The sequence below is a fragment of the Micromonospora taraxaci genome (assembly GCF_007830095.1).
Classification (GTDB): Bacteria; Actinomycetota; Actinomycetes; order Mycobacteriales; family Micromonosporaceae; genus Micromonospora; species Micromonospora taraxaci.
The window spans coordinates 44,887-70,233 of record NZ_VIWZ01000002.1 but is presented as its reverse complement, the minus strand read 5'-3'; the positions used below and the strand labels follow the sequence as shown (position 1 = coordinate 70,233).

General features: G+C 71.0%; 26 protein-coding genes and 1 riboswitch. Of the genes, 10 read left to right on the top strand and 16 right to left on the bottom strand.

All coding sequences use genetic code 11. The features are described from left to right. Positions 1-14: 14 nt before the first annotated feature. The 3 genes from paaC to paaA form a co-directional block, all read right to left on the bottom strand. Positions 15-743 carry a 1,2-phenylacetyl-CoA epoxidase subunit PaaC gene (gene paaC, locus FHU34_RS29450; RefSeq protein ID WP_145785912.1) on the bottom strand — a complete coding sequence of 243 codons (729 nt, stop codon included), beginning with the start codon at positions 741-743 and terminating at the stop codon, positions 15-17. Positions 744-819: 76 nt separating this feature from the next. Next, the gene (gene paaB / locus FHU34_RS29445; RefSeq protein ID WP_145785911.1) at positions 820-1,104 is read right to left on the bottom strand and encodes a 1,2-phenylacetyl-CoA epoxidase subunit PaaB; all 285 of its coding nucleotides are present in this window, start codon (positions 1,102-1,104) and stop codon (positions 820-822) included. After that, positions 1,101-2,180, bottom strand: coding sequence for a 1,2-phenylacetyl-CoA epoxidase subunit PaaA (gene paaA / locus FHU34_RS29440; RefSeq protein ID WP_145785910.1), 1,080 nt, complete (start codon positions 2,178-2,180; stop codon positions 1,101-1,103). The genes paaB and paaA overlap by 4 nt, the downstream gene beginning before the upstream one ends. A 368-nt stretch (positions 2,181-2,548) precedes the next feature. Between paaA and FHU34_RS29435 the strand changes: the two genes are divergently transcribed. Next, on the top strand, positions 2,549-3,538 hold the full coding sequence (locus FHU34_RS29435; RefSeq protein WP_145785909.1) for a serine hydrolase: 990 nt from the start codon (positions 2,549-2,551) through the stop codon (positions 3,536-3,538). Then, a complete protein-coding gene (locus tag FHU34_RS29430) occupies positions 3,538-4,500 on the top strand; it encodes a serine hydrolase (RefSeq protein WP_145785908.1) in 963 nt (320 codons plus the stop codon). The genes FHU34_RS29435 and FHU34_RS29430 overlap by 1 nt, the downstream gene beginning before the upstream one ends. Before the next feature lie 88 nt (positions 4,501-4,588). On the opposite strand, the gene FHU34_RS29425 is transcribed toward FHU34_RS29430, so the two are convergent. The 3 genes from FHU34_RS29425 to FHU34_RS29415 are packed head-to-tail and all read right to left on the bottom strand — an operon-like array spanning position 4,589 to position 7,386. Beyond that, a complete protein-coding gene (locus tag FHU34_RS29425; protein ID WP_145785907.1) occupies positions 4,589-5,440 on the bottom strand; it encodes a menaquinone biosynthetic enzyme MqnA/MqnD family protein in 852 nt (283 codons plus the stop codon). Next, positions 5,392-6,759 (bottom strand): MFS transporter, encoded by a 1,368-nt coding sequence (locus FHU34_RS29420; protein WP_145785906.1) that lies wholly within the window; start codon positions 6,757-6,759, stop codon positions 5,392-5,394. Before FHU34_RS29420 ends, FHU34_RS29425 begins: the two co-directional genes overlap by 49 nt. 42 nt (positions 6,760-6,801) lie before the next feature. Further along, positions 6,802-7,386, bottom strand: coding sequence for an ArsR/SmtB family transcription factor (locus tag FHU34_RS29415; protein ID WP_145785905.1), 585 nt, complete (start codon positions 7,384-7,386; stop codon positions 6,802-6,804). 194 nt (positions 7,387-7,580) lie between these two features. Between FHU34_RS29415 and FHU34_RS29410 the strand changes: the two genes are divergently transcribed. Next, complete coding sequence (locus tag FHU34_RS29410; protein WP_145785904.1) at positions 7,581-8,831, top strand: HNH endonuclease signature motif containing protein; 1,251 nt, start codon at positions 7,581-7,583, stop codon at positions 8,829-8,831. Positions 8,832-9,432: 601 nt separating this feature from the next. After that, positions 9,433-11,601, top strand: coding sequence for a HelD family protein (locus FHU34_RS29400; protein WP_244312048.1), 2,169 nt, complete (start codon positions 9,433-9,435; stop codon positions 11,599-11,601). A 132-nt stretch (positions 11,602-11,733) separates the two neighbouring features. Here FHU34_RS29400 and FHU34_RS29395 read toward each other — a convergent pair whose 3' ends face one another. Genes FHU34_RS29395 through FHU34_RS29380 form a run of 4 tightly spaced genes read right to left on the bottom strand, consistent with a single transcriptional unit; the run spans position 11,734 to position 14,161 of the window. After that, on the bottom strand, positions 11,734-12,345 hold the full coding sequence (locus FHU34_RS29395) for a hypothetical protein (protein ID WP_145785903.1): 612 nt from the start codon (positions 12,343-12,345) through the stop codon (positions 11,734-11,736). Positions 12,346-12,349: 4 nt separating this feature from the next. Next, entirely contained in the window at positions 12,350-12,823 is a 474-nt protein-coding gene (locus FHU34_RS29390) for a YbaB/EbfC family nucleoid-associated protein (RefSeq protein WP_145785902.1), read from the bottom strand. Positions 12,824-12,833: 10 nt separating this feature from the next. Further along, entirely contained in the window at positions 12,834-13,760 is a 927-nt protein-coding gene (locus tag FHU34_RS29385; RefSeq protein ID WP_145785901.1) for a WXG100 family type VII secretion target, read from the bottom strand. Beyond that, positions 13,757-14,161, bottom strand: a complete 405-nt coding sequence (locus tag FHU34_RS29380) for a WXG100 family type VII secretion target (RefSeq protein WP_145785900.1) — start codon at positions 14,159-14,161, stop codon at positions 13,757-13,759. Before FHU34_RS29380 ends, FHU34_RS29385 begins: the two co-directional genes overlap by 4 nt. A 133-nt stretch (positions 14,162-14,294) precedes the next feature. Here FHU34_RS29380 and FHU34_RS29375 point away from each other — a divergent pair, with 133 nt between their 5' ends. From FHU34_RS29375 to FHU34_RS29355, 5 genes are all read left to right on the top strand, one after another. Continuing rightward, positions 14,295-14,939, top strand: coding sequence for a transporter (locus FHU34_RS29375; RefSeq protein ID WP_145785899.1), 645 nt, complete (start codon positions 14,295-14,297; stop codon positions 14,937-14,939). Continuing rightward, positions 14,936-15,247: a transcriptional regulator gene (locus tag FHU34_RS29370; protein WP_145785898.1), complete on the top strand. Its 312-nt coding sequence runs from the start codon at positions 14,936-14,938 to the stop codon at positions 15,245-15,247. The genes FHU34_RS29375 and FHU34_RS29370 overlap by 4 nt, the downstream gene beginning before the upstream one ends. Next, positions 15,244-16,185, top strand: a complete 942-nt coding sequence (locus tag FHU34_RS29365) for an ABC transporter ATP-binding protein (protein ID WP_145785897.1) — start codon at positions 15,244-15,246, stop codon at positions 16,183-16,185. Before FHU34_RS29370 ends, FHU34_RS29365 begins: the two co-directional genes overlap by 4 nt. Before the next feature lie 10 nt (positions 16,186-16,195). Beyond that, the gene (locus tag FHU34_RS29360) at positions 16,196-16,933 is read left to right on the top strand and encodes an ABC transporter permease (RefSeq protein ID WP_145785896.1); all 738 of its coding nucleotides are present in this window, start codon (positions 16,196-16,198) and stop codon (positions 16,931-16,933) included. Between the two features lie 94 nt (positions 16,934-17,027). After that, positions 17,028-17,792: a VOC family protein gene (locus tag FHU34_RS29355; protein WP_145785895.1), complete on the top strand. Its 765-nt coding sequence runs from the start codon at positions 17,028-17,030 to the stop codon at positions 17,790-17,792. Here the strand turns inward: FHU34_RS29355 and FHU34_RS29350 are convergent. The 4 genes from FHU34_RS29350 to FHU34_RS29335 form a co-directional block, all read right to left on the bottom strand. Then, positions 17,742-18,590: an ABC transporter ATP-binding protein gene (locus FHU34_RS29350; RefSeq protein ID WP_244312076.1), complete on the bottom strand. Its 849-nt coding sequence runs from the start codon at positions 18,588-18,590 to the stop codon at positions 17,742-17,744. The two genes, FHU34_RS29355 and FHU34_RS29350, sit on opposite strands and share 51 nt — an antisense overlap. A 62-nt stretch (positions 18,591-18,652) precedes the next feature. Next, a complete protein-coding gene (locus tag FHU34_RS29345) occupies positions 18,653-19,750 on the bottom strand; it encodes a FecCD family ABC transporter permease (RefSeq protein WP_244312047.1) in 1,098 nt (365 codons plus the stop codon). A 13-nt stretch (positions 19,751-19,763) separates the two neighbouring features. Continuing rightward, positions 19,764-20,693, bottom strand: a complete 930-nt coding sequence (locus FHU34_RS29340) for an ABC transporter substrate-binding protein (RefSeq protein WP_145785894.1) — start codon at positions 20,691-20,693, stop codon at positions 19,764-19,766. A 112-nt stretch (positions 20,694-20,805) separates the two neighbouring features. Continuing rightward, positions 20,806-20,869: riboswitch (cobalamin riboswitch) on the bottom strand. A gap of 176 nt (positions 20,870-21,045) precedes the next feature. Continuing rightward, positions 21,046-22,923: a M14 family metallopeptidase gene (locus FHU34_RS29335; protein ID WP_145785893.1), complete on the bottom strand. Its 1,878-nt coding sequence runs from the start codon at positions 22,921-22,923 to the stop codon at positions 21,046-21,048. Between the two features lie 211 nt (positions 22,924-23,134). Between FHU34_RS29335 and FHU34_RS29330 the strand changes: the two genes are divergently transcribed. Beyond that, on the top strand, positions 23,135-24,472 hold the full coding sequence (locus FHU34_RS29330; RefSeq protein WP_145785892.1) for a C39 family peptidase: 1,338 nt from the start codon (positions 23,135-23,137) through the stop codon (positions 24,470-24,472). 78 nt (positions 24,473-24,550) lie between these two features. Here the strand turns inward: FHU34_RS29330 and FHU34_RS29325 are convergent, their stop codons facing one another. Both FHU34_RS29325 and FHU34_RS29320 read right to left on the bottom strand, forming a co-directional pair. Continuing rightward, positions 24,551-24,832, bottom strand: coding sequence for a DUF4229 domain-containing protein (locus FHU34_RS29325; protein ID WP_145785891.1), 282 nt, complete (start codon positions 24,830-24,832; stop codon positions 24,551-24,553). Positions 24,833-24,905: 73 nt separating this feature from the next. Continuing rightward, a complete protein-coding gene (locus tag FHU34_RS29320; RefSeq protein WP_145785890.1) occupies positions 24,906-25,343 on the bottom strand; it encodes a hypothetical protein in 438 nt (145 codons plus the stop codon). Between the last annotated feature and the right edge of the window lie 4 nt (positions 25,344-25,347).

The window sequence follows — 25,347 nt, the reverse complement described above, 5'->3', positions numbered from 1 at the left end:
TGCACTCCTCGCGCTCACCACGTCGCCCCGGGATGGGCGCGGTGCAGCACCTGCATCTCGGCGAGCAGGTAGGCCAGGTGCTCGGTGTGCACACCGGTTCGTCCACCGCCCGGCGCCCAGCGACTCTCCGGCCGGGTGAGCGTCGCCTCGGCCAGGACCACACCGACGGTCTCGTCGAACGCCGGCCGCAGTGTGGCCGGGTCGACCGGCGCCGCCGGGTCCGCGACGAACAGCTCATGGGTGTACGGCCACACCTGGTCGACCGCCGCCTGCATCCGACGGTGCGACTCCTCGGTGCCGTCGCCGAGCCGCTTCACCCACAGCGCGCCGTGGTCCAGGTGGTACGCCGACTCCTTGCGCGCCTTCGCGCCGATCGCGGCCAGCCGCTCGTCCGCGCAGTCGACCAGCGCGGTGTACAGCGGCAACTGGTACGCCGCCAGGAAGAACAGTTTCGCCATCGTCACCGCGAAGTCGCCGTTGGGCAGCTCGACCAGCAGCGCGTTGCGGAACTCACGGTCGTCGCGCAGGTACGCCAGGGCGTCCTCGTCACGGCCGGCGCCCTCCAACTCACCCGCGTACGACAACAGCAGTCGGGCCGCGCCGAGCTGGTCGAGGGCGATGTTGGCCAGCGCGATGTCCTCTTCCATCTCCGGCGCGCGGGTGGTCCACTCGGCCAACCGCTGCGCCGCGATCAACGCGTCGTCGGCGAGCGCGACTGTGAAGTCGAACGGCTTGCCGCTCACGCCGTCGCCTCGCTGCGCTCGGCGGCGGCGCGAAGCGCCCCGCTGCTGAGCCGGCTGGTTCGCTCGCTCCGCTCGCTCACAGGTGAGCCACCCCGTCCGGCACCTCGTAGAAGGTGGGGTGGCGGTAGACCTTGTCGGCGGCCGGGTCGAAGAAGGCGTCCTTCTCGTCCGGGCTGGACGCGGTGATCGCGCTGGCCGGCACCACCCAGATCGAGACACCCTCCTGGCGGCGGGTGTAGAGGTCCCGGGCGTTACGCAGGGCCAGCTCGGCGTCGGGGGCGTGCAGGCTGCCGACGTGGGTGTGCGACAGCCCGCGTCGGGCCCGCACGAAGACCTCCCAGAGAGGGGTGTGTTGCGTCATGCTGCGACCGTCTCCTTCTGTCCCGCCCGCTTCGCGGCGTACGCCGCGGCGGCCTCGCGTACCCATGCGCCGTCGGCGTGCGCGGCCCGGCGGTGGGCGATCCGTTCCCGGTTGCACGGCCCGTCGCCGGAGATGACCCGCATCAGCTCGTCGTAGTCCGGCTGGGTGTAGTCGTACGCCTGCCGTTCCTCGTTCCAGCGCAGGTCCGCGTCGGGGATGCGGAGCCCGAGGATCTCGGCCTGCTGGACGCACATGTCGACGAAACGCTGCCGCAGGTCGTCGTTGGAGAAGCGCTTGATCTTCCAGGCCATCGACTGGGCGGAGTGGGTGGAGTCGCCGTCCGGCGGGCCGAACATGGCCAGCGACGGGTACCACCAGCGGTCCACCGCTTCCTGGGCCATCGCCTGCTGCCCCGGGGTGCCGTGCGCCAGGGTGTGCAGGATCTCGTAGCCCTGCCGCTGGTGGAAGGACTCCTCCTTGCAGACCCGGATCATCGCGCGGGCGTACGGGCCGTACGAGCAGCGGCACAGCGGCACCTGGTTGACGATCGCCGCGCCGTCCACCAGCCACCCGATCGCGCCCACGTCGGCCCAGCTCAGAGTGGGGTAGTTGAAGATCGAACTGTATTTCTGCTTACCGTCGAGAAGTAGCCGGACCAACTCGTCGCGGCTGATGCCGAGGGTCTCGGCGGCGGCGTAGAGGTAGAGGCCGTGGCCCGCCTCGTCCTGCACCTTGGCCAGCAGGATGGCCTTGCGCTTGAGCGACGGGGCGCGGCTGATCCAGTTGCCCTCCGGCTGCATTCCGATGATCTCGGAGTGGGCGTGCTGGGCGATCTGCCGGATCAACGTCCGCCGGTACGCGTCGGGCATCCAGTCCCGGGGCTCGATCTTCTGCTCCGCGCCGACGACGTCGGCGAAGTACGAGGCGAGGTCGTCGTCGGGCGTGGGGCCGCCGCGTCGACCACGCGCTGCCGCCGCGCGCAGCTCGGCCTCGGCGGCCTCGACCTCGCCCAGCAGGCCGCTGCCGGGCCCCTCGTCCGGGGTGGCGTCCGGGGCGGAGAAGTCGTTGCCATACATGAGGCTAAGTGTTACAGCTTGCACCACGATGCGCCAGGGGGTGTAACAGGAATACGAGGGTCCCATCCGTAACGGAATGAGCGCTTTACGTCACCTCGGCCTGCTGAACGCGCAGTGACTTAGGCCACGGAACAAAGATGAATCCCCGCAATAGGCGCATAGCGGTCCCATATCCCGCCTTTATCGCAGGTTGCCTAGTGTCGAGGTCTGGCGGGTCCGGCAACCGGACGTAGACTTTCGCCGTCACACCGATCGGCTTCAGACGATTGCCGCGAACGACAGAGGCCACCTCCCCCGGCCTCGGTGATCAGCCGATCCCCAGACAACAGCCGGTCCCCCCGGCCCTGACACCTGGAGCTCACCCACTCATGCGATCTCGCGTGACCATGGTGCTCGCCATAACGGCGGTCCTGCTCGGCGGCGTCCTCCTGGTCCCCGCCGCGTACGCCCGGCTCTCCGACGGCGACAGCAGCGGAGGCGGAGGCGGCGCCGCCTCGACCGTCGCTGCGCCCGCGCCCGCCCCACCGCCGCCGCCCACGCTGGCGGCCGGCCCGGTGTCGGTGAGCTTCAAGGGCGAATTCTTCTCGTGGGCGCTGCTCGACCGGAAGACCGGCAAGATCTCCGGATCGTCGAACATGAGCGCGACCAGCTCCACCGAATCGATGATCAAGGCGTGGATCGTCTCCGACTACCTGCGCCAGCTCAAGGACCGGGAGCCGCCGGCCGCGCTGAAGCAGGCGGCCAGCCTCGCCATCATCGACAGCAACGACGGCGCGGCCAACAAGGTCCACGCCGCGGCGGGCGGATCGTACAAACCGTCGAAGAGCAGCACCCCCGACCCCGTGATCCAGCGAGCGATCAAGATCTGCGGCCTGACCGACACCAAGCGCGGCAACGTCGAGCCCTACACCGGCTACTGGAGCTACACCCGGATGTCGCCGCGCGACGCTGTCCGGCTCGGCGACTGCATTGCCGACGGCAAGGCCGCCGGCCCGAAGTGGACCACGTGGGTGCTGGATCAGATGAGCAAGGTCCGCGGCACCACCGCCAAGAAGGACCAGCAGCCCAGCTACGGCGGTGGCCGCTGGGGGATCATCGACGGCCTACCCAAGTCGATCACCGCACAGGGCCCGGTCAGCATCAAGAACGGTTGGACGCCGATCAACGGCGACGGAAACTGGCACGTCAACTGCCTGGCCGTCAACGACAAGTGGAGCCTCGCGGTGATGCTGCGTTACCCGATCAGGAGCGGTCTGGACTACGGGGCGAAGGTCTGCGCGAGCGTGGCCACCCAGTTGGTCACCCCGCAGCCCGGTGCCGCGCTCAAGGTGCCGCAGCAGCCTGTCGGGAAGCTCTGATGGCCGGCAATCGTCGGTCCGGTCGGCGCCAGGGCGCTGACGCGTCCCCGCTTCGGCTGGTCGCGATCGCGGTCATCCTGATCGGGTTGGTACTGGTCTCCCTGCGGCTGCTGCCCGGGTCGCCGTTCGAGTCCGCCGCCGCCGCCAAGTGGGGCGACGCCGGCACGTCGACCAGCGACCGGTCCACGGGTTCGGCCACCGACCGCAGCGCCCGCCAGCCGGCCCCACCCTCACCGAGCCCCAGCCCCTCGCTGGAGCCGCTGCCGTTCGTGGCCAAGAACCTCGACCTGGACATCCAGGGTTGGTATTCCTGGAGCGTGCTGGACCGCCGGACCGGGCAGATCATCGGTTCCAAGAACATGGGCGAGACCAGCACGACCGCCTCGTTGATCAAGTCTTGGATCGTCGCCGACTACCTGCGACGTACGGCCGACGCCGGGCAGACGCCGAGCGACGCGAAGCTCGCCGACGCGACGCGGATCATCCGCGACAGCGACAACACCCGGGCCGAGCAGTTCTACAACCAGGTCGGCCGGGACGCCTCGATCAAGCGACTGATCTCCATGTGCAAGCTGACCGACAGCAGCGTCGCCCCCGACAAGGGCTGGTCCCGGACGGCACTCTCCCCCCGGGACACCGCCCGACTGGGCAACTGCATAGCCACCGGCACCGCCGCCGGGCCGAAGTGGACCAAGTGGCTGCTCAACGAGATGAAGCTGGTGCGCGGCGCCGGTGACTTCGGCATCCGCAAGGCCTTCCCGGCCGCCGAGCAGAAGCAGATCGCCATCAAGAACGGGTGGATCGACCGGACCAAGGAGCAGGAGATGCACATCAATTGCCTGGCCATCGGCGACACCTGGACGATGGGCGTGATGGTCAGGTACCCGATCGACCTGGGCTACGACTACGGCATGAAGAACTGCGAGAAGATCACCGAGGCGTTGCTGCGCCCCGGCGTCTGAGCCGCGCTTCCCGTCGCGCCGCCCGACCAGACTGCTGGTCGGGCGGTTCGCGTCCCGGTCCCTCGCGCCCGCGGCCCCGGCTTGTCGGTCAGCCGGCGAAGAACTCCGGGCCGCCGTCCGGTAGCGCCGGGGCCTCGCCGATCGCGGTGGCCCGCCGGGCCCACTCGCGCAGGCCGGCGACCTGGCGTTCACCGAGGGAGAAGTCCAGGGCCCGGAAGTACGTGGCCAGCGTCGCCGCGTCGAACGTCTCCCAGCGGGCCGCCGCTTCGGCGACCTGGTCCAACTCGGCCAGGCAGAGATCCCGAGAACGCAGGAACGCCTCGTGCACCTCCTTGACCATGCCCGGGTGGGCGGAGGCGAAGTCGCGGCGGACCGCCCAGACCGCGAAGACCATCGGCAGCCCGGTCCAGTCGCGCCACGCCTGCCCGAGGTCGGTGACGGTGAGGCCCCGCTGCGGCGCCTCGTAGTACGCCCGCAGCGCCACGTCCCCGATCAGCACTGCGGCGTCGGCCTCCAGCAGCATCTGGGTCAGGTCCGGCGGGCAGCGGAAGTAGTCGGGTCGGACGCCGTACTGCTCGGCGAGCAGCAGCTGCGCCGTCATCACCCCGGTCCGCGAGGTCGAGCCGAGCGCCACCCGGGCGCCGTCCAGCTCGCCCAGGGGTCGGGTGGAGACCATGTTGACCGAGAGCACCGGCCCGTCACTGCCCACCGCAAGATCCGGCAGGAGCAGCAGCTCGTCGGCGTGCTTCAGGTACTCCAGCAGCGTGATCGGGCCGATGTCGAGGTCACCGGCGACCAGTGCCGCGCTCAGCCGGTCCGGCGAATCCTTGTGCAGGTCGACGTCGAGCAGGGCACCGGAGCGCATCAGACCCCAGTAGATCGGCAGGCAGTTCAGGAACTGGATGTGCCCGACCCGCGGGCGTGCGATGCGCTCAGCCATGACCCGACCGTATCCCCGGCCTCGGGTTCCGGCTCGGCGGGCCGGCTCGGAGTGGCCAACCCCGCACTGCGGTGTCGGCCGTCGGCCTCGCCCGACGACGGCCGGCGTACCGCGCGGGCGACGACCGGCACGAAGGCCACCACCACCAGGAGACCGGCCAGGCCCGCTCCGGCGATCAGTGGGCGGGGCGAAACAGCCGTGAGCAGCACACCGCCGACCAGATAGCCGGCCATCGAGCCGCCCTGCACCGCAGCGCCGTAGCTGGCGTACGCCCGACCGCGCATCGCCTCCGGCACCCGGCGGGTGATGAGTAGGTTGGCGAAGACGTTCTCGCCGCCGTTCGCCGCGCCGGCCACCAGCCAGAGCGGCACCAGCAGGCCAGCCGTGGGCACCCCTGCGGCGAGCAGCACCAGCAGGCTGCACACGGCCAGGCTCGCCAACACCCCACGGATGAGAGCCGCGTCGTCGTCGAACCGGCTGGCGAGTCGTGCGGCGAGCCAACTGCCGGGCAGCATGCCGGCCATCCAGGCCGCGCCCACCAGGCCGTAGGTGGTCGCCGAACCATGCAGCGTCTCCCGGATGAAGAAGACCTCGATCACGTTAATGCCGCCGATCGCCGCGATCACCACCGCGGTGCTCACCACCATGACCAGCATCAGCGGATCACGGCGCAGCCGCCAGCCCAGGTCCGTACCCCGGTGGTCTTCTCCGCGCGCGGACCCCGGCGCTGCGGCGGCGGGTTGGCGGCCGCCACGCCGGGTCTTTAGCAGCAGGCCCGCGACCACCAGCGCCAGGTAGGTCACGGCATCGAGAAGCAGGGGTACGCGAGTGCCGAACTGCCCCACCAGCAGGCCGGCCAGCACCGGCCCGCCGAGCGCGCCGATGGAGACGGCGTTCTGACTGATCGCACTGGCCCGTGGCAGGTCAGCGGGGCGGACCATCGCCGGCAACAGCGCGGCCAGGCAGGGCTGGGTCACCGCGAGCCCGCAGGCGAGCAGCGCGACGAGCCCCACGACCACTATCGGATGCTCGGCGACGGCGAGCAGCGTGCAGATCACCGCCTGCGCCAGGCCGACGGTCACCAGCAGGGCGCGGCTGTCCACCCGGTCGACGAGCCGACCGGTGAGCGGGGCGAGCACCACCAGAGGCAGTGTGGCCGCGAGCAGGAGCCCCGAGACGGCAAGTCCTCCCGCACCGGCACCCTGCAACGCCAGCGCGAGCGCGGTGGCGGCGAGGAAGTCTCCGCAGATCGTGGTGCCCCGTGCGGTAGCGGCGAGCCAGACGTCCGGCCAGCGCGACGAACCAGTTGTGAAGGACATACTTCGAAAATAATCCTTCACAACTGGAACGCGCAAGGGGTGTTACGCCAGCGGCACCGTCCGGTACTGCACAGCGACCGAACGCGCCCCCGGCGGCGGGTCGGCCTGACGCCGCCGCGCCTGGTACGGCCGAAGCAGCGCCATGACCGCGTCGTTCAACCCGCTCAACTCCTCGGCGGTCAGCAGCAGCAACGTGTCGGTGAACAGCGCCGTGTCGTACCACTCCGCAGGCTCGTCCCCGGCGCGCCGCAACCAGTCCCGGGTCCGCTCCATGCCCCGGACCGCATGCGCCTCCACCAGCGCCTGCTCCGCCGCACGCGCCTCAGGCCCGGCATCACGACCGGCCTCCACCAACACACTCGAACTCGACACCCGCCACAGCCGTTCGCGCGCATCCCCACGGCTCGGCGCCTGCTCGACCAGACCGAACTTCGCCAACGCCCGCAGGTGATAACTGGTAGCGCTCGGCGACAGCCCGACGATCTCGGCGCACTCGGTGGCAGTCCCGCCGCTCTCGCGGCTGTTCAGGTACTCCATGATCGCGATCCGGGCCGGATGCGCCATCGCCCGCATCACCTGCGGGTCACTGATCGTCATCCGACGCGAATCGGGGCGGGCTTCGGTCATGACCCCATGATCCCGGCCGGCCTCCCGACCCGCCAACATCCCCGCTTCGACCAACCTCGGCCCCTTCGGCTGGCGCCCAGCTTCGCCAGAGGCCTGGGCTGCGTGCGCGGCGCGGACGGCGGACGGACAATGCATTAGCCCGGCATTGATCAACACGGATCGAAAGTGTCGTACGTACGTTCTATTCTGTTGTCATGTTGAGGGCGTTGGCGCAGGCAGGAGATGCCGTCGACGACTGCGCCCAAGCGTCACTGTGGGCGCTCTCCGACAGCGAGTTGGTCGCGTCTCTCGACGCGGCGCATGTGTTGGTCCAGCGGCTTGCCGCCGTCCAGCTCGGCCTGGTGCGTGAATTGGACAGCCGTGGCCTGGCAACCGCCCAGGGCGCCTCGTCCACCGCCATCTGGCTGCGGGAGCGACTCCGCCTCACCAGCCGTTCCGCCCGCCAACTGGTCCAGCTCGCCAGCACCATCGACGCCGCGCCACCGGCGGTGCGTGACGCGATGTTCAGCGGCGCGATGTCCGTCGAGCAGGGCCGGGTGGTGGCAGAAACCATCGCCACCCTTCCGCTGGAGGCCGGCCCGGAGGTGGCGGACAAGGCCACTCAACTGCTGGTCGACTGGGCCGACCGCTTCGATCCGACCGTCCTGAGCCGGCTCGGGGAGCGCGTCCTCACGCATGTCGCACCGGACCTGGCCGACCAGGCTGAGCTGGCCGCCCTCAAGCGGGCCACCGAGCGCGCCGAGGCCCGCCGGCACGTCACGCTCTCCGAACAGCAGAACGGGGAGGTACGCCTCAGCGGCAACCTCGACACCGAAACCGCGAGCCTGCTGCGGGAGGCGATCGATCCGCTCTGCGCTCCGGCCGGTGAGCACGACGACCGCAGCCCCGGTCAGCGGCGAGCCGACGCACTGGGCGAGGTCTGCCGGCTCGCGCTACGCACCGGCGAGCTGCCTGACAACGGTGGCGACCGGCCGCAGCTCGTGGTGACCGTCTCGTTGGACGAGTTGGTCAACGGCGTACGCGCCGGCGCCCTGGAGACCGGAGAGCCTCTCACCCCCGGCGCGATCCGGCGTCTCGCCTGTGACGCGGGCGTGCTGCCCGCGGTGCTGGGCGGCAACAGTCAGGTCCTGGACGTCGGACGCCAGCGTCGGCTCTTCAACGGCCCGTTGCGCCGCGCGCTGGTGCTGCGCGACGGCGGTTGCGCCTTCCCTGGCTGTGATCGGCCGTCCCGGTGGTGCGATGGTCACCACGTGCGGCACTGGGTCGACGGTGGCGAGACAGCACTGGGCAACGCTGTGCTGCTCTGCGGCTACCACCACCGGCTGGTTCATCGCGGAGACTGGACGATCCGCATGGCACCAGACGGCCGACCTGACTTCCTCCCGCCCAGCTGGCTCGACCCGCTGCGCACGCCACGACGCAACGTCTACCACCGGCGCTGCTGATACCGGCAAACATGCCACCGGGCACCGGGCACCGGGCACCGGGCACCGGGCACCGGGCACCGGGCACCGGGCACACTCCCCGATCCCCGACCCCCGACACCACCAGCACACCGGCGCGCCCATACCCCGCGCTCGCGCGCCCGTGCAGCCCTTGCCTCCGCGCCCATGCCGCCGCGCCCGCGCGGCCCCGCCCGCCCGCAGGCCCGCCCGAACCCGACCCACCCGCCCGTGCCCGCCCGTGTCCGCCCGTGTCCGTGCCCGCCCGCGCAGGCCCGTCCCCGCAGGCCCGCCAGCCGCCCGCCACAACCGCGCACGCGCAGCCCACCCGACGACCAGGCGCACCACCCACGCCACCGCACCCCGCACCGGGCACCGGGCACCGGGCACCCCGCACCCCGCACCCCGCACCCGGCGACACGCCATCTCGTATGGGTGGTCGTGTCGGTAATTCAGTGGAAGGAATCGCAGCGGGAGCGTAGGGTTGCAGGCCGCTTGACGGCCGAGGTGAGCTGCACCGGAACGGACGTCTTCGCGCCGGGAGGCCGGCCATCCGCCCCCGGACACGCGAGCGCGCAGCAGATGTGAACGATGGGACGTCAGCATGCCCGCACTTGACCTCGACACCCACCTCGACACGGATCTGTCCGCCGAACGCGCTCACCTCGCAACCTCGCGGGCAGCGCTACGCCGGATGCGGGAGCGGGCCGAGGCTCTCTTCGCCAGCGGCGACCAGGTTGCCGGCGATGCCTACGCGGCCGAGACGCTCGGCCGGACCCTGGCCCGCCGGGTGGCCGAACTGGCGGACGACCCCACCACACCACTCTTCTTCGGTCGCCTCGACTTCGCGGGAACGATGAGTCCCGAGGCCACCGACAGCGCCAGCGACACCACAGCTAGCCAGACAACCACCAGCACAACCGCCGTCGCCAGCTCAGCGGACGTCAGCACCAGCACCAGCACCAGCACCAGCACCAGCGGTGATCATGACGGTCGGCGGTACCACGTGGGGCGTCGGCACGTCACCGATGAGCGCGGCGAGCCGTTGGTGCTGGACTGGCGGGCGCCGGTCTCCCGGTCGTTCTACCGAGCCAGCGCGCGGGATCCGCAGGGGGTGGCGGTTCGGCGGCGGTTCGGGTTCAGCAACGGGGTGCTGACCAGCTTCGAGGATGAGCGGCTGGATCGGGGCGAGGAACTCGGTACGACCAGTCGGATCCTCACCGCCGAGATCGAGCGGCCGCGCGTCGGGCCGATGCGGGACATCGTCGCCACCATCCAGCCGGAGCAGGACGAGCTGGTTCGGGCCGACCTGGCCGACTCGATCTGTGTGCAGGGCGCGCCGGGCACCGGGAAGACGGCGGTCGGGCTGCACCGGGCCGCGTACCTGCTCTATCTGCACCGGGAGCGGCTGCGGCGGGCGGGAGTGCTGATCGTCGGGCCGAACCGGGCGTTCCTGTCGTACATCGCGGCGGTGCTGCCGGCGCTCGGCGAGGTCGAGGTCGAGCAGGCCACAGTGGAGGAGTTGATTTCGCGGGTGCCGGTGCGGGCGGTCGACGCGCCAGCGGTCGCCGCGCTGAAGCACGACGTACGCATGGCGAGCGTGCTGCAACGCGCGGTGCGGGCCCAGATCGGTACACCGACCGAGTCGATCACCGTGTCGGACGGTTCGTTCCGGTGGCGGATCGGGTTGGAGCCGTTGCACCGGATCGTCGAGGAGACCCGCGGGGAGGGGCTGCCGTACAGCACCGGCCGGGAACGGGTCCGGGCCCGGGTGGTGAGCCTGCTGCAACGGCAGGCCGAGGCCCGCCGGGCCGAGTCGCCGGGCGATGCCTGGTTGCGTCGGATGGGCCGTTGCCGACCGGTCACCGACTTCCTGGACGCCGTGTGGCCGGCGCTCACCCCGGAAGGCCTGGTGCACGGCCTGCTCTCCGACCCGGCACGACTTTCCGCCGCGGCGGACGGGCTGCTCGACGACGCCGAGCAGGCTCTGCTCCGGTGGGAGAAGCCGGCTCGGACCCCGAAGGCGACCCGCTGGACCGCCGCCGACACGGTGCTGATCGACGAGGCGACCGGGCTGCTCGAACGGCCCTCCGGGTTCGGGCACGTGGTGGTGGACGAGGCGCAGGACCTCTCTCCCATGCAGTGTCGGGCTATTGCCCGCCGCAGTGAGCACGGCTCGATCACCCTCCTCGGTGACCTCGCCCAGGGCACCGCACCGTGGGCGGCCACGGACTGGAAGGACTCCCTTGCCCATCTGGGCAAGCCGGACGCTGTGGTGGTCCCGTTGACGATCGGTTTCCGGGTGCCCGCCGCGGTGGTCGCGTTCGCGAACCTGCTTCTCCCGGCGCTCGCGGTGGACGTACCCGCCGCCGAGTCGCTGCGGCACGACGGCGGTCTGGACGTGCGTACCGTGACCGACCTGACCGCTGCGACGGTGGCGGAGGTGCGCGCGGCGCTCGACCACGACGGCTCGGTGGGTGTGATCGCGGCGGACGACGCTGTCGACGGGCTACGCGCGGCGCTGGCCGCTGCTGGTGTCGAGACCGCGACCGCCGACGACGTGGCGGCCGCGGAGCGGGTCACCGTGGTGCCCGCGACGCTGGTCAAGGGCCTGGAGTACGACCACGTGGTGGTGGTCGAGCCGGCCGCGATCGTCGCGGCCGAACCGCGCGGGTTGCACCGGCTGTACGTGGTGCTGACCCGGGCGGTGTCCCGGTTGGCGGTGCTGCACCACGAGCCGCTGCCCGCGCCGCTGTCGACCGCGCAGCAGTGAACAGCGCGCAGCACTGACCACTGTGCGGTTCTGACCACCGCGCAGCACTGAGCAGCACGCAACGCGGCACTAAACAGGCGGGCAGCACTGACCAGGCGGGCAACCGGTGCGGGCCGGTGCGCCGGGCGGGGATCAGCCGTCGGTGAGGGCTGCGGCGATGTCGCGCAACGGCTTGCCGGACTCGGCGATCGGCACGATGAACGCCAACCAGGACCCGTCGGCGAACCTGATCCGGAGTCGCTTGGGGTTGAGCCGGTGCCAGCCCACCCATGCGTTGGCCACGGCGGTACGCGGCGTGGACCAGACCACCCGGGTCTGGGCTGCCGCTCTCTCGTCGTCGGCCTGACTGGACCAGAGCTTCATCGGCCCGGAGGCGCACACCAGCAACCGTCGGTCGGTGACGGCGAGGATGGTGTCCTCGACAGTGGTCGCCGGGGGCACCGGGCGTCGGGAGTGTTGCAGGGTGGACGCGGCCGAACCCGCAGGCCCCCGACCGGCCACTCCGTAGAAGATGTGGTCGACGAGCCGGTCCCCCGCCGAGAAGGAGATCAGCGGCGAGATCACGTTGAGCAGCACGCTGGAGACGACACCACCACGACCGCTGCCGGACGACTCCGGGCTCTCGGGAGCTGGCATCTCTGCCGGCCGGGCGCCCTGGGCGATCTCGGTCTTCGCGATGGCGAGCACACGTTCGCCCGGCTCGACGAGCTGGCTCAATCGGTCCTGGTAGCTGTTGTCCGCCACGGGCTCAGTACCAATCCGGACGGTCGTCGGGCAGCTGGCTGCCGGCGGCGGGTCGACTGCTCGCGGCCGGTCGGCTGCCGCCGGGCGCGTCGGCCATCACCCCACCGCCGCCGGGTGCGTCGGCCATCACCCCACCGCCGCCGGGTGCGTCGGCCATCACCCCACCGCCGCCGGGTGCGTCGGCCATCACCTCACCGACCAGTTCGCGGACCCGGGCGGCGGCTGCCTCCTGGGCGCGCTTGGCGGCGGCGGTGAACTCCTCGGCCAGGGTGTACGAGTCGAGGCGCATCGCCCGGGCGTTCACCTCGGTCGAGACGATCGTGCCGTCCGCCGCAGCGGTGACCCGGACCAGGCCGGAGTCGCTCATGCCCTCGGCGCTGCTGTCTTCCAGCTCGGTCATCTTGCCGGCCAGCTCGCGCTGCCAGCTGTCCAGGTTGCGGGCCAACGCCTCGATGCGGTCCAGACCGGGAAAGGTCATGTCGGTCCCCTCAGGTCAGGATGGAGTCGAAGACATTCTGCACGCCCTTGGTGTAGGGGCCCAGATCCTCGCGGTACGTGCCGTCCACCAGGTAGTTGCGGTCCTTCGTTCCGTCGGAGATGTCGTGCATGCCGACGCCGGTGTCCAGAAGGGCGCCACCCAGGCCGGGGATGTTGACCGGAGACGCCTGGTTGATCAGGAACTTGCCCGGGAAGAGCGTCTTGAACTTCTCGATCTGGAACGCCCTGGCCTCGGCCGTCCATCCGGACTTGTTCCACGCCCGGTACGCCTTCTTCGCCTTGCGGATCTCCAGGACCGCGCGACGGTACTTCATGAGCAGCTCGGCGACCTTCTGCATCTTGGTGGCCAGCTTCGTCAGGATCTCGGCGAACCGAGCGACGATCTTGACCATTCTTCCGACGGTGGTAGCGAGCCGCGCCAGCACCCGGACCACAGTCGCCGCGAGGGAGATGCCGGCGCTCAGCGCCGCCGCCACCGCCGCGATGATCACCTCGGTGAGGAACCAGAGCAGGAACTCGAGGATCAGCTCGACCAGCAGGTTGAACGCGTCGACTGCGGCGTTGGCGGCGTCGACGAGCACCTCCTTGGTGCCGTCCAACCCCTTCGCCAGTTCCTCGATGGCCTCCTCCACCGACTCCATCGAGGCGTGGAAGCTCTCGGCGGCGTCGCCCGACCAGGCTCCCCGGAGGCGGGCCCGGTGCTGGACCTGCTCACCGGCGATCTCGCGGACCGCCGCGCCGGTGTCGAGGCAGAGCTGAGCGGCGCGCATCAAGTCGTCCGGCTCGCCCGCGACGAGTTCGAGGAGTTGCTCGAAGGGCCAGAGCACCGCGTTGGACAGCGGCTTGAACGGGTCGGGAGTGCCGGACACGATCTGCTCGAAGTAGGTCTTGTTGCGCGTCAACGCCTCGGTGCTCATGCCGGCACCGGCCCGGTCGTGCCGCCGGGGGACGAGGTGCCCGGCGACCGGGGGCCGGGTGCGATGACGTCGGGAGCAGCCGGGCGGCCGGGCACGAACATGTCGGTGTTGGCCACGTCGGTGCCGGTGTAGGCGCCAGCGGTGTCGTCGAGCCCTTCGGCGATGTCCGCCATCACCTCGGCGCCGTCGGCCAGCCCCTGCAGGCATGCCTCGAACTGCTCGGCGTACGCCGCCGCGAGGCTGAACGACGCCGGCATCACCCCGAACGCGTGTCGCGGCACGTGCCCTTCACCGAACGAGCGGTGCAGCTCGCGAAAGCGCGCCGCCCGGTCGGTGGACGCCTTGGCGAACGCCGTCAGCGCCTCCGGCTGGACCTCCAGCTCTCTGCTCGGGCTCGACACGGACCCTCCCCTGTGTCCTGTGCGACGGATCAGCCGCTACGACTTCCCACCATAGGCACTGCTCGCCGCAATCGGTGACCCGGCCGCGATGACGGGGCAACCCGCCTTGACTTTGTTCCGTAAAGTAGTTTGCGTGGACCCAGACGATGACCTTCCGCCCACCGACGCCGCAGCCGCGCTCCGACTCATCCAGGACGAGCGGTCCGCGACAGCGCGTCGAATCGATCCCGATGCCCGGCTGCTCTACTGGCCGTGGGGGATCGCCTGGCTGGTCGGCTTCGGGCTCTTCTTCCTGCGGTTCCCCCCGGGCGAGGAGGAGCTGCTCCGACTGCCGAGTTGGCTGCCGCTGACCGTCCTCTTCGCGCTGCTCCTGGCTGCAGCCACGGTCCAGGCGGTGGCCAGCGTCCGGGCCTACGGCCAGGTGAGCGGCGACTCCGCGCGGCGTGGTCGCTGGTATGGGTGCGCCTGGGCCCTCGGCCCGGTGAGCGTCTACGCGGGGCTCGGCCGGATCTCCGAACACCTGCCCCACGACCTGGCGGCGCTGCTCTGGTCGGCGACGGCCGTCGGGCTGACCGGCGCGTTGCACATGGCCGGCGGGGCGATCTGGCTGGACCGGGACCTGTTCCGGTTGGGTGTCTGGATCAGTGTGATCAACCTTGCCGGCGTGTTCGCCGGGCCGGGCTGGCACGCACTTGCCGTGTCGGTGGCCGGCGGCGGCGGAATGCTGGTGGCCGGCGCGGTCGCCCGGCGGCAACAGCGACAGCGACAGCAGCCGTGACCGAACTGGATCCGGTCATCCACGCCCAGGCCCGGCTGCGGGTGGTGGCCAGCCTCTCCGCTCTCAATGTGGGCGACAAGATCGCGTTCCCCCGTCTGCAGGAGCTGCTCGGGATGACCGCCGGCAACCTCTCGGTGCACCTGCGCAAGCTTGAGGACGCCGGCTATGTGGAGATCACCAAGACCCATCGTGGACGCACCCCGGCAACTCTGGTCGGGCTCAGCCGACGAGGCCGGCTGGCGTTCGAGGAGTACACCGAAACGATCCGCGCCCTGCTCGACCCCAGTCCGTCGAAGGAGCAGCCATGACCCTCGCCCGCGCCGACCAGGCCAGCCGCCGGTACGGCGACGTCCTCGCCCTCGACCGCGTCGACCTCGACGTCCGGGCCGGTGAGCTGGTCGGCCTCCTCGGGCCGAACGGCGCCGGCAAGAGCACCCTGATGAACCTGCTTGTCGGCCTGCGTCGCCCCAGCTCGGGGCGGGTCGAACTGTTCGGTGGCGACCCCCGCGACCCGGCGAGCCGGCGACAGATCGGGGTCACCCCGCAGGAGACCGGCCTGCCGGGCACGCTGCGGGTCGGCGAGGTCGTCGACTTCGTCTCCGCGCACTACCCGGACCCCGTGCCCCGCGGCGAACTGCTCGACCGGTTCGGCCTGGGCGACCTCCTCCGACGGCAGACCGGTGGGCTCTCCGGGGGGCAGCGCCGTCGACTCGCGGTGGCGTTGGCGTTCGTCGGCCGACCCCGGTTGGTGCTTCTCGACGAGCCGACCACCGGCCTGGACGTGGCCGCCCGGCACACCCTGTGGGAGGCGATCCGCGCGTTCCACGAGGACGGCGGCACCGTGCTGCTGAGCAGCCACTACCTGGAGGAGGTGGAGGCGCTGGCCCACCGGGTGGTGGTGATCGGGCAGGGCCGGGTGCTCGCCGACGACACGGTGGACGCGGTGCGGGGCATCGTCGGCGTACGCCGGGTCAGCCTCGTCGCCGACCACCTGCCCGACCTGCCCGGGGTGGTGCGCACCGAGCGGATCGACGGCCGGCTGCACCTGCTCACCACCGACGCCGACGAACTGGTCCGAGCGCTGGTCACGGCCGGAACGGCCTTCACCGACCTGGAGGTAAGACCGACGTCGCTGGAGGAGGCGTTCCTTGCCATCACCAGCGGGGACAGGTCCGCCCCGGGCCAGAGCACCGCCGAGGACCGACCCGCCACCGCCGTTCCCGGCGGCCGACCCACCACCGTCTGAGGAGGCCGCCGTGCAGCTCGCTCTGGTCCACGCCCGATACCAACTCCTGGAGATCATCCGGATTCCGGTGGCGATCGTCGGGAGCGCCTTCTTCCCGGCCGCCGCCATGATCTTCTTCGTGGTGCCGTTCGCCGGTGACGACTCGGTCGGCGCCACCCTCGCCACCGCGTCGATGGTCACCTTCTCGGTGATGAGCGCCAACATCTTCCAGTACGGCGTCGGCGTCGCCGAGGACCGCGACCAGCCGTGGAACCCGTACACCCGGACCCTGCCGGCCGGCCCGGCACCCCGGTTCGCGGGCCGGGTGCTGGCCGGCCTGGCACTGACGTACCTCTCGCTGATCCCGGTCGTCGTGATCGGCGCGACGCTGACCGCGGCCGAGGTCACCCCGACGGCGTTTCTGCTGGCCATGGGCACCGTGGCCGTGATCTCGGTGCCGTTCACGCTGATGGGCCTGGCCATCGGCTACTCGCTGCCGAGCAAGGCGGCGATCGTCGTCGCGCAGATCGTCTTCCTGCCGCTCGCGTTCGGCGGCGGGCTGCTGTCCGCGCCGGGCGACGCGCCCGGGTTCATCGAGACGATCGCCCCGTTCCTGCCCACCCGGGGCGCGGCAGAGCTGATGTGGGCGGCGGTCAGTGACTACCGCGCTCAACCGCTGGCGCTGATCATGCTCGGTGTCTGGGTGGTGCTGCTCGCCACGCTCGCCGGCTGGGCGTACCGACGGGACGAGGGTCGCCGGTTCAGCTGACGATTCGTCCGTTTCCGCCCCGAGCCGCGGCGGGACGGTGCCAGGATTCCGGCAGGGGGCCGCCGTGGTCGCCCCGGCCGAGAGGGGTTCTGACGTGAGCACCGTCCCGCCGGGTACGCCCTGCTGGGCCGACCTGGCCACCCCGGACCTGGACGACGCGCGGCGCTTCTACCCGGAGCTGTTCGGTTGGACCGGCCGGGTGACACCGGAACCCGAGGCGGGTGGCTACACGGTCTTCCTGCTCGACGGCAAGCCGGTCGCCGGAGCCGGGCCGCCGGCGATCCCCGACCAGGTGCCGATCTGGTCGACGTACGTCGCCACCGACGACGCGGAGCTGGTCGCCGGCCGGGTCGAACGGGCCGGCGGGCAGGTCGTCGTGCCGCCGTTCGAGGTGTTCGACCGCGGCTGGATGGCCGTCTTCGCCGATCCGTCCGGTGCCACCTTCAGCGTCTGGCAGCCGCTGACGATGAGCGGTGCCGAGGTGTTCAACGTGCCGGGCGCGATGAGCTGGAACGAACTGGTCACTCCCGACCCGGAGGGCGCGAAGGTCTTCTACGAGTTGGTGTTCGGCTGGCAGCCGGACGACCAGGCGGTGGGTCCCATGACGTACACCGGCTGGCGGCTCGGGACCCAGATCGTCGCCGGGATGATGCCGCCGCTGGCCGACGACTTCCCGGCCGACCTACCCGCGTACTGGACCGTGTACTTCGCGGTGACCGACGCGGACGCCGCCGCGGCCCGCGCCGCCGAGCTGGGCGGGACGATCCTGGTCCCGCCCCGCGACATCCCGGCGGGCCGGTTCGCCGCCCTACGCGACCCCCAGGGTGCCCTCTTCTCCGTCATCGACCTGGGCCCCTGACCCGCGAGCCCCGAGGGGGTTGGGGCGGGTGGGACGGACGGGGACCACCAGGGGGCCGTGGGTGCCGGGGACCACCCGGACGCTGGCCCGGTAGTGGGTGGCGAGCAGGTGCTCGGTCAGCACCTCGGCGGGGGTCCCGGCGGCCACCACCTGACCGCTGGCGAGCATCACCATCCGGTCGGCGTACTCGCCGGCCAGGGAGAGGTCGTGCATCGTGCCGAGGACCGTCAGGCCGTGCTCACGACGTAGCTGGTCGACGACTTCCAGGACCTCCTGCTGGTGACCGATGTCGAGTGCGCTGGTCGGCTCGTCGAGCAGCAGCAGTGTCGCGCCCTGGGCGAGCGCCCGGGCGAGGAACACCCGCTGCCGTTCGCCGCCGGAGAGGGTGGCCAGCTCGCGATGGTGGAAGCCGGTGAGGTCCAGACGCCCGAGCACCTCGTGGACGGCGTCCAGGTCGGTGGTCGACTCCCGGCCGAGGGTCGGGATGTACGGGGTCCGACCGAGCAGCACGTAGTCCAGCACCGACATACCGGCCGGCACCACCGGGGACTGTGCCACGGTGGCCACCACCCGGGCGCGGTCCCGGCGGCGCAGCGCCGTGCTCGGCGTACCGAAGAGGGTGATCGCCCCCGGCGCGGGCAGCAGGCCGCCGACGGCGCGCAACAGGGTCGACTTGCCGGCGCCGTTCGGACCGATCACCGTGACCCACTCGCCGGCGGCGACGGTGAGGTCGACGCCGGTCAGGATCGGTGTGCCGCCGAGGTCGACGTGCAGGCCACGCACCTCGACGGCCGGCACGTCGCCGGCAGAACCGGCAGCGGACGAGCCGGCAACAGACGGGCCGGCAGCGGGCTCGCGGCTCACGTGAGCACCCGCCGGGCGGTGCGCAGCACGATCACGAAGAACGGGCCGCCCAGCAGGGCGGTCACCACCCCGATCGGCACCTCGGCCGGAGCGGCGGCGGTGCGGGCCACCACGTCGGTCAGGGCCAGGAACGCACCGCCGAACAGCAGTGACAACGGCAGGATCACCCGGTAGCTCGACCCGGCGAGCAGCCGGACGGTGTGCGGCACGATGATGCCGACGAAGCCGATCAGGCCGGTAGCGGAGACCGCCGCCGCGGTGCCCAGGGACGCGGCGGCGATCAACAGGTAGCGGGTGCGCTGCGGGTGCAGGCCCAGACTCTTCGCCTCGTCGTCACCCACCGCGAGGACGTCCAGCTCGCGGCGGTGCAGCAGCACCACAACCGTGGTCAGCGCGGCGTACGGCAGCACCAGCAGCACGTCGTGCCAACCGGCGGTGGCGAGCCGACCCAGCAGCCAGGAGTAGACCGGCTGGATGCTGTCGGCGTGCTTCTGCAGCAGGTACGTCTGCCCGGCGGAGAGGAACGCGGAGACGGCCACCCCGGCGAGGATCAGCATCGCCGGTGACTGGCTGCGCCCGCCGCCCGCGCCGAGCGCGTAGGTCATCGCCACGGCGAGCAGCGAACCGGCGAACGCGGCCAACGGAATGGTCATCGGCAGCCCGGAGATCGCGCCCTCCCGGCCGGCGCCGCCGAGGGCGATCACCGCGGTGACCGCGAGGCCGGCGCCGGCGGCCACCCCCAGGAGGTACGGGTCGGCGAGCGGGTTGCGGAAGACGCCCTGGTAGCAGCCGCCGGCGAGGGCGAGCAGACCCCCGACGAGCAGGGCCAGCACCACTCGGGGCAGCCGCAACTCGGTGACGATGGCGATTTCCCGCTCGGAGAGCCCGCTGTCGAGGTGCACACCCGGGATCAGGTTGAGCAGCTCGGCGGCGACGCTGCCGGCGGGCAGGCTGACCGGGCCGAGCGACACCCCGGCGACGAGCGCGACGAGCACCGCGAGCACCCCGGCGAGCAGCCACCGCTTGCGCAGCCCGGCGGGCCGGGCCACCGGAGGTGACCCGACGGACCGGGCCGCCGACAGCGGCCCGGTCACCGACGGATCGGGGTCACGCGGGCACCTTGGCGACCGCGTCGATGATGACCCGGAGAAGGTCGACGACGCGCGGGCCCCAGCGGGAGGCGATGTCGTCGTCCAGCGCGATCACCTGGTTGTTCTTGACCGCGGTGAGCCCGGCCCAGCCGCTACGTGCCTTGACCGCATCGGCGTTCTGCTGGCAGCACTTGGAGTCGGCAAGGAAGACGAAGTCCGGGTCGGCCTTGACGATGAACTCCTGGGACAGCTGCGGGTAGCCGCCGTTCTTGCTGTCCGCGTCGGCCGGGTCGGCGATGTTGGTGAGCCCGACCTGGTTGTAGAGCGAGCCGATGAAGGTCTTGCTGGTGGCGCTGTACAGCTCGGGACCCAGCTCGTGGAAGTAGGTGAGCTTCTCGGTGCGCTGCGGCAGGTCCTTGACCAGCTTGGCGATGTCGTCCTTCATCCGGGTGGCGACGTCGGTGGCCTGGTCGGCGTGCCCGGTGAGCGTGCCCAGCTCGGTGATCTGCCGGTACGAGTCGTCGAGCGTGGTCGCCGCCGGAGTCTGGTAGACCGGGATCTTCAGCTTGGTGAGCTGGTCGACGATCTTGTTGCGGTCGTCGGAGAGCACCACGAGGTCGGGGTTCTTGCCGGCGATCGCCTCGGCGTTCGGCTGGTAGGCGGAGAGGTCGGTCTTGGGCGCGTCGGCCGGGTAGTTCGACTGGTCGTCGACGGCGGTCACCTGCGGGCCGGCACCGATGGCGAAGAGCATCTCGGTGGCGGTGGGCGACAGCACGACGATCTTCTCGGGACGCTTGTCGAGGGTGAGCGCGCCGACCGTGACCGGGTAGGCGGCGGCTGCGGTGCCGGCGCTCGGCTTGTCGTCGGCCTTCTCGGCGCAGGCGCCGAGGGCGAGCGCGGCGACCGCGAGGGTCGCGGCGAAGAGCCGAGGGGTACGTCTGAACATGGGGGCCTCCTGTCGGTCGAGGAGTGTGGTGCTTCGCCGACAGGGACTTTCGTACGCCCGCCCACGAGGCGCCCTTCCTCGAGAGCGCGTATCGCGACCGATCCGTAGGCGACCTGGCTCGTCCCCACCGGGGTGGGGCATCACAGTTGCGGGACAGCGCCGGATTTAGCACCGGCTTCGCTGCGGACTGGTCGCTAAGACGGTAGCGCACCGCCACGACGTGCCGGATCGATCAAGGATCGATCAGCGCCGGTCGATCGCCGAAACCATGGCGCACGAGGGATATGTCCCGGATATGGAGGCTCGGGAGCGGGTGGTGGGGCCCCGCCGGGCGGAGCGGGGCCCCACCCGATCAGGAGGACGTGATGGTGACGTTGTCCACAGCCGCCTCTACCAGACTGGCGCCGGAGGCGTCCGCCGCCTCAACGAGGATGCGCACCGACTGGCCGGCGTACGGGCTGAGGTTGAGGCTGGCCACCGCCCAGCTCCCGTTGCGGTTGGTGGCCGCGCCGGCCTGGGTGAGCAGCGCTGTGGTGCCGCCGTTGTGCACCACGCTCACCCGCAGGTAGTCCGCCGACGAGGCGTTCGAGCCGTGCGCCAGGTACCAGGCCAGCGAGAGCGTCAGCGTGCCCGACGACGGCAGGGTCACCGCCGGGGACCGGGCGCTGGTCACACCGCCGTCGACGTCGTAGTCACCGGCGGCCGATCCGGCGAGCCGGCCGGTGACCAGGTCGTTGGAGCCGGCGTACGGGGTGAGCTGCTTGGCGCCGGAGGACGTGGTCGCCTGGGCGGCACCCCGTTCGAAAGCGCCCGCCGTGGCGGTGTCGGTGCCGGACGGGTTGATGGTCCAGCCGGTGGCCGTCTCGAAGGTGTCCGACCAGACAGTGGTGCCACCACCGCCGCCGCAGTACTGCGCCTGCTTGCCGATCGCCCGGTACGGGCAGTCGGCGTACTCGCTGAGCATCAGCACCGCCTCCCGGTTGCGCGAGGTCTGCGCGGGGATCACCTCGTCGGGCGGGTAGAAGCCACCGCCGCCGGACGAGCCCGGGTACATCTCGAAGGTGTACGCCCAGATGTTGTGGGTGGCCCACATCCAGTCGATGCTGTCCCCGTCGGTGATGTAGAGGTCGCTGGACTGCTGCGGTGTGTAGCTGTTGGTGGCCGCCATCTGCTGCCCGATGGTGGCGAAGGTGTTGTACTGGTCCGCGCTCATCCCGGTCGCGGTGTTCGCCGTGGTGTAGCCGTACGGCCAGAGCACCAGCTGCGAGTACGTGTGGAAGTCGATGTTGGCCTTGATCTGCTGCACACCACCGACGACCCGGCCGTTGACGAAGTTGCGCAGCGCCTGCGTCTCCGGGGCGGAGAACGCCGACGGGCCCCGGTAGGTCTCCGACGAGGTGCTGCCGGACGAGCCGCCGCAGCAACCCCAGTTGTAGGACCAGTTGCGGTTCAGGTCGGTGCCCACGTTGGACGAACCGCTGTTGGGCTGCCGGTTCTTGCGCCAGGACCGGTACGACCCGGTGGCGATGTCGTACTCGCTGCCGTCCGGGTTGACCGTCGGCACGATCCAGATCTCCCGGCTGTTGACGATGTTGGTGATCCGGGAGTCGCCGCCGTAGCTGTCGGTGAAGAGGTTGAGCAGGTAGATCGCCATCTCGACGGTCAGGTGCTCCCGAGCGTGCTGCTGGGAGTTGAACAGGATCTCCGGCTCGTTCTCGTCGGTGCCGACGTTGTCGGAGATCTTCACGGCCATCAGGTCGCGGCCCTCGTACGACGAACCGATGCTGATCTTGCGGGCGATCGCCGGGTGGTCGGCGACGACCTGGTTCACGACGGCGGTCAGTTCCGCGTAGTCGTGGTAGTTCGAGTCGGCCGGCGGGAAGGCCAGCGCGCCGAAGTCGTCGGCGCCTCGTTCGGCGTTGGGTGGCGGGGCGAGCGGTTCCAACCGGAAGCCGAGCTTGCCGATCGCGGCGGCCTCGGCCGCGGTGGCCGAGATGTGCAGCACGCCGTGCTCGGAGTAGTCGATGGCGGCTCCGGTGCGGGCCACCGCGTTGCGGTCGGCGAGGGTCCGGGGCCCGAGCACCCGGTAGCCGGCGGCGGCCGACTCGGCGGTGCGGTCCGGTGCCGGCCGGGCGGCGACCGGGCCGGCGGCGACGGTGACGATGCCCAGCCCGGTGACGACAGCGAGCACCAGGACACGGCGGAGAGAAATGGGCGTGCGGAGGGCCATGGACTACCTCCTCGATGGGCGGGAGATCCCGCTCGGTGAAGGACACTTCACCACCTGTCACATGGTCATATCAATATCGATCGCTGCCTTATGCATCCCGAGCCGATCATCCCGGCGGCAATGATTTTCCAGCGACGAACATCTGGCGAAACTTCTCTCCAAGCGGAAAACTGACCAGCGACGATGCCCCTCTCGACACCGCGGAGCACCCATGGCCAGACCCCGCCTGTACGCGGCCGCCCTCGCCGGCGTCACCGCGCTCACAGTGCTCGCCACCGTCGCGCCCGCGACGGCGGCCCGCCCACCCGCCGTCAGCCACGACGAGCAGATCACCTTCCAGGACTGGTCCGGGCCCGCCGACTGGCACCGAGGCGACCGGTCCGGCACCCGCGTGGTGCCCGGCGCCCGAGCGGGCCTCACCCTGGCCCGCCCTGCCGGCACGACGGACTACGCCGACCCGCACACCGGCGTCACCCGAACCTGGGAGTACGGCACCTGGACCTCACCGGTGACCCGGATCGGGTTCGACGCCACCGAGCTGATCGCCTCCTGGAACGCGGAAACCCCCGCCGGCACCTGGATCCAGGTGGAGATGCAGGGCAGCTACACCAGCGGTGACCAGACCCCGTGGTACGTCATGGGTCGCTGGGCGTCCGGCGACACCGACATCAGGCGGACCAGTGTCAACCGGCAGGGCGACCCCTGGTCGACGATCTGGACCGACACCTTCAGCATCGACGACGCCACCGCCGGGGTGCTGCTGCGGTCGTACCAGTTGCGGCTGACCCTCTACCGGGCACCCGGGCAGACCGCCGCGCCGGTGGTCCGGATGCTCGGCGCGATGAGCTCCACTGTGCCGGACCGGTTCACCGTGACGCCGAGCGCCGGGCACATCGCCTGGGGCGTCGAGCTGCCGGTGCCGCGCTACTCGCAGAACGTGCACGCCGGGCACTACCCCGAGTACGACGGCGGCGGCGAGGCGTGGTGCTCACCGACCTCCACCGAGATGGTGGTCGAGTACTGGGGTCGTAGGCCGTCGGCGGCCGACACCTCCTGGGTGGACCCGACCTACCCCGACCCGACGGTCAACCACGCGGCCCGGATGACCTTCGACTACGCGTACGACGGCGCTGGCAACTGGCCGTTCAACACCGCGTACGCGGCCAGCTTCCCCGGCCTGGAGGGTCGCGTGACCCGACTGCACTCGCTGGACGAGCTGGAGCGGTTCATCGCCGCCGGCATCCCCGTCGTGACCAGCCAGTCCTTCCTCGCCAGCGAGCTGGACGGCGCGAACTACGGAACCTCCGGGCACCTCTTCGTGGTGGTCGGCTTCACCGCCGAGGGCGACGTGATCGTCAACGACCCCGCCTCGTCCAGCAACGACGTGGTGCGCAACGTCTACAAGCGCGCGCAGTTCGAACAGATCTGGCTGCGGACCAAGCGCACCAACGCCAGCGGGGGCACCTCCGGCGGCTCCGGCGGCATCGCGTACCTGATCAAGCCAACGTCCAAGCCCTGGCCCAAGGTCCAAGGCTCCACCAACTGGTAGATCCACCCCCACATCCCCGCGCGGGTGATCAAGAGGTTTGCGTCACGGATTCAGTCTCCGGTGACGCAAACCTCTTGATCAACGTGAAGAGTCGGCGGGCGGGTCGGCGGGGTTCTGGTCTTCGCCGGCCAGGGCCGAGCGGAGGCGTTCCTTCTCCGCGCGGCGGCGCTCGGTCGCGTCGGCCATCTCACCGGCCATCTCGTCCCGCCAGCCGCGCAGCAGGAAGAAGGAGAGCGCGGCGGAGAAGACCAACGCCAGCATCAGCTTCAGGAACACGTTCATGTCGATCAGCCAGAGACCCGCCAGCACGGCGACGAACAGCCCGATCCGGCCCAGCGTGTACTTGAGCGCGGCGCTCACCCGCACCACTCCGTTCTCTCCGTCGCCCGCCGATGCCGGCGGAAGGTTCGATCCGCCCGGTGGGCGGTAGCGGTCAGCCGGTCCGGCGGGCCAGCCAGCGGACGCCCGGGAACCAGACCACCGCGTACGCCACTGTGAACGCCGCCGCCGCCAACACCCCGGAGAGCAGCGGCGGCAACCCCGCGCCCAACCCGGCGATCAGCAGCCCGGCGAACACACCCACGGCCGCGGCGACCACCGCCGCCAACACCCGGGCCGCACCGAACTCCCACGCCCGGAAGTCGTCCCAGAACAGCCACGCCGGCAGGATCACCGCGAGCCAGCCGTTGGTGTGCCCGAAGTCACCGGCGCCGATCGAGGCGAACGCCCAGTCGAACAACACCAACGCCAACGCGCCGATGACGACCCCGGCGAGGCACACCCCGAGCAGATCGCCCAGGGTACGGACCCGCCCCTCGGCGTCCCGGCGGGGAAACCCGCTCTGCTGCTCGGAACCGCTCTTCTCGGTCATCGAC

What these genes read in the sequence shown, in the direction of transcription:
- paaB (WP_145785911.1), bottom strand. Translation starts at nt 1,104, where the DNA reads ATGACGCAACACACCCCTCTCTGGGAGGTCTTCGTGCGGGCCCGACGC.
- paaA (WP_145785910.1), bottom strand. Translation starts at nt 2,180, where the DNA reads ATGTATGGCAACGACTTCTCCGCCCCGGACGCCACCCCGGACGAGGGG.
- FHU34_RS29435 (WP_145785909.1), top strand. Translation starts at nt 2,549, where the DNA reads ATGCGATCTCGCGTGACCATGGTGCTCGCCATAACGGCGGTCCTGCTC.
- FHU34_RS29430 (WP_145785908.1), top strand. Translation starts at nt 3,538, where the DNA reads ATGGCCGGCAATCGTCGGTCCGGTCGGCGCCAGGGCGCTGACGCGTCC.
- FHU34_RS29425 (WP_145785907.1), bottom strand. Translation starts at nt 5,440, where the DNA reads ATGGCTGAGCGCATCGCACGCCCGCGGGTCGGGCACATCCAGTTCCTG.
- FHU34_RS29420 (WP_145785906.1), bottom strand. Translation starts at nt 6,759, where the DNA reads ATGTCCTTCACAACTGGTTCGTCGCGCTGGCCGGACGTCTGGCTCGCC.
- FHU34_RS29415 (WP_145785905.1), bottom strand. Translation starts at nt 7,386, where the DNA reads ATGACCGAAGCCCGCCCCGATTCGCGTCGGATGACGATCAGTGACCCG.
- FHU34_RS29410 (WP_145785904.1), top strand. Translation starts at nt 7,581, where the DNA reads ATGTTGAGGGCGTTGGCGCAGGCAGGAGATGCCGTCGACGACTGCGCC.
- FHU34_RS29400 (WP_244312048.1), top strand. Translation starts at nt 9,433, where the DNA reads ATGCCCGCACTTGACCTCGACACCCACCTCGACACGGATCTGTCCGCC.
- FHU34_RS29390 (WP_145785902.1), bottom strand. Translation starts at nt 12,823, where the DNA reads ATGACCTTTCCCGGTCTGGACCGCATCGAGGCGTTGGCCCGCAACCTG.
- FHU34_RS29385 (WP_145785901.1), bottom strand. Translation starts at nt 13,760, where the DNA reads ATGAGCACCGAGGCGTTGACGCGCAACAAGACCTACTTCGAGCAGATC.
- FHU34_RS29365 (WP_145785897.1), top strand. Translation starts at nt 15,244, where the DNA reads ATGACCCTCGCCCGCGCCGACCAGGCCAGCCGCCGGTACGGCGACGTC.
- FHU34_RS29340 (WP_145785894.1), bottom strand. Translation starts at nt 20,693, where the DNA reads ATGTTCAGACGTACCCCTCGGCTCTTCGCCGCGACCCTCGCGGTCGCC.
- FHU34_RS29335 (WP_145785893.1), bottom strand. Translation starts at nt 22,923, where the DNA reads ATGGCCCTCCGCACGCCCATTTCTCTCCGCCGTGTCCTGGTGCTCGCT.
- FHU34_RS29330 (WP_145785892.1), top strand. Translation starts at nt 23,135, where the DNA reads ATGGCCAGACCCCGCCTGTACGCGGCCGCCCTCGCCGGCGTCACCGCG.
- FHU34_RS29320 (WP_145785890.1), bottom strand. Translation starts at nt 25,343, where the DNA reads ATGACCGAGAAGAGCGGTTCCGAGCAGCAGAGCGGGTTTCCCCGCCGG.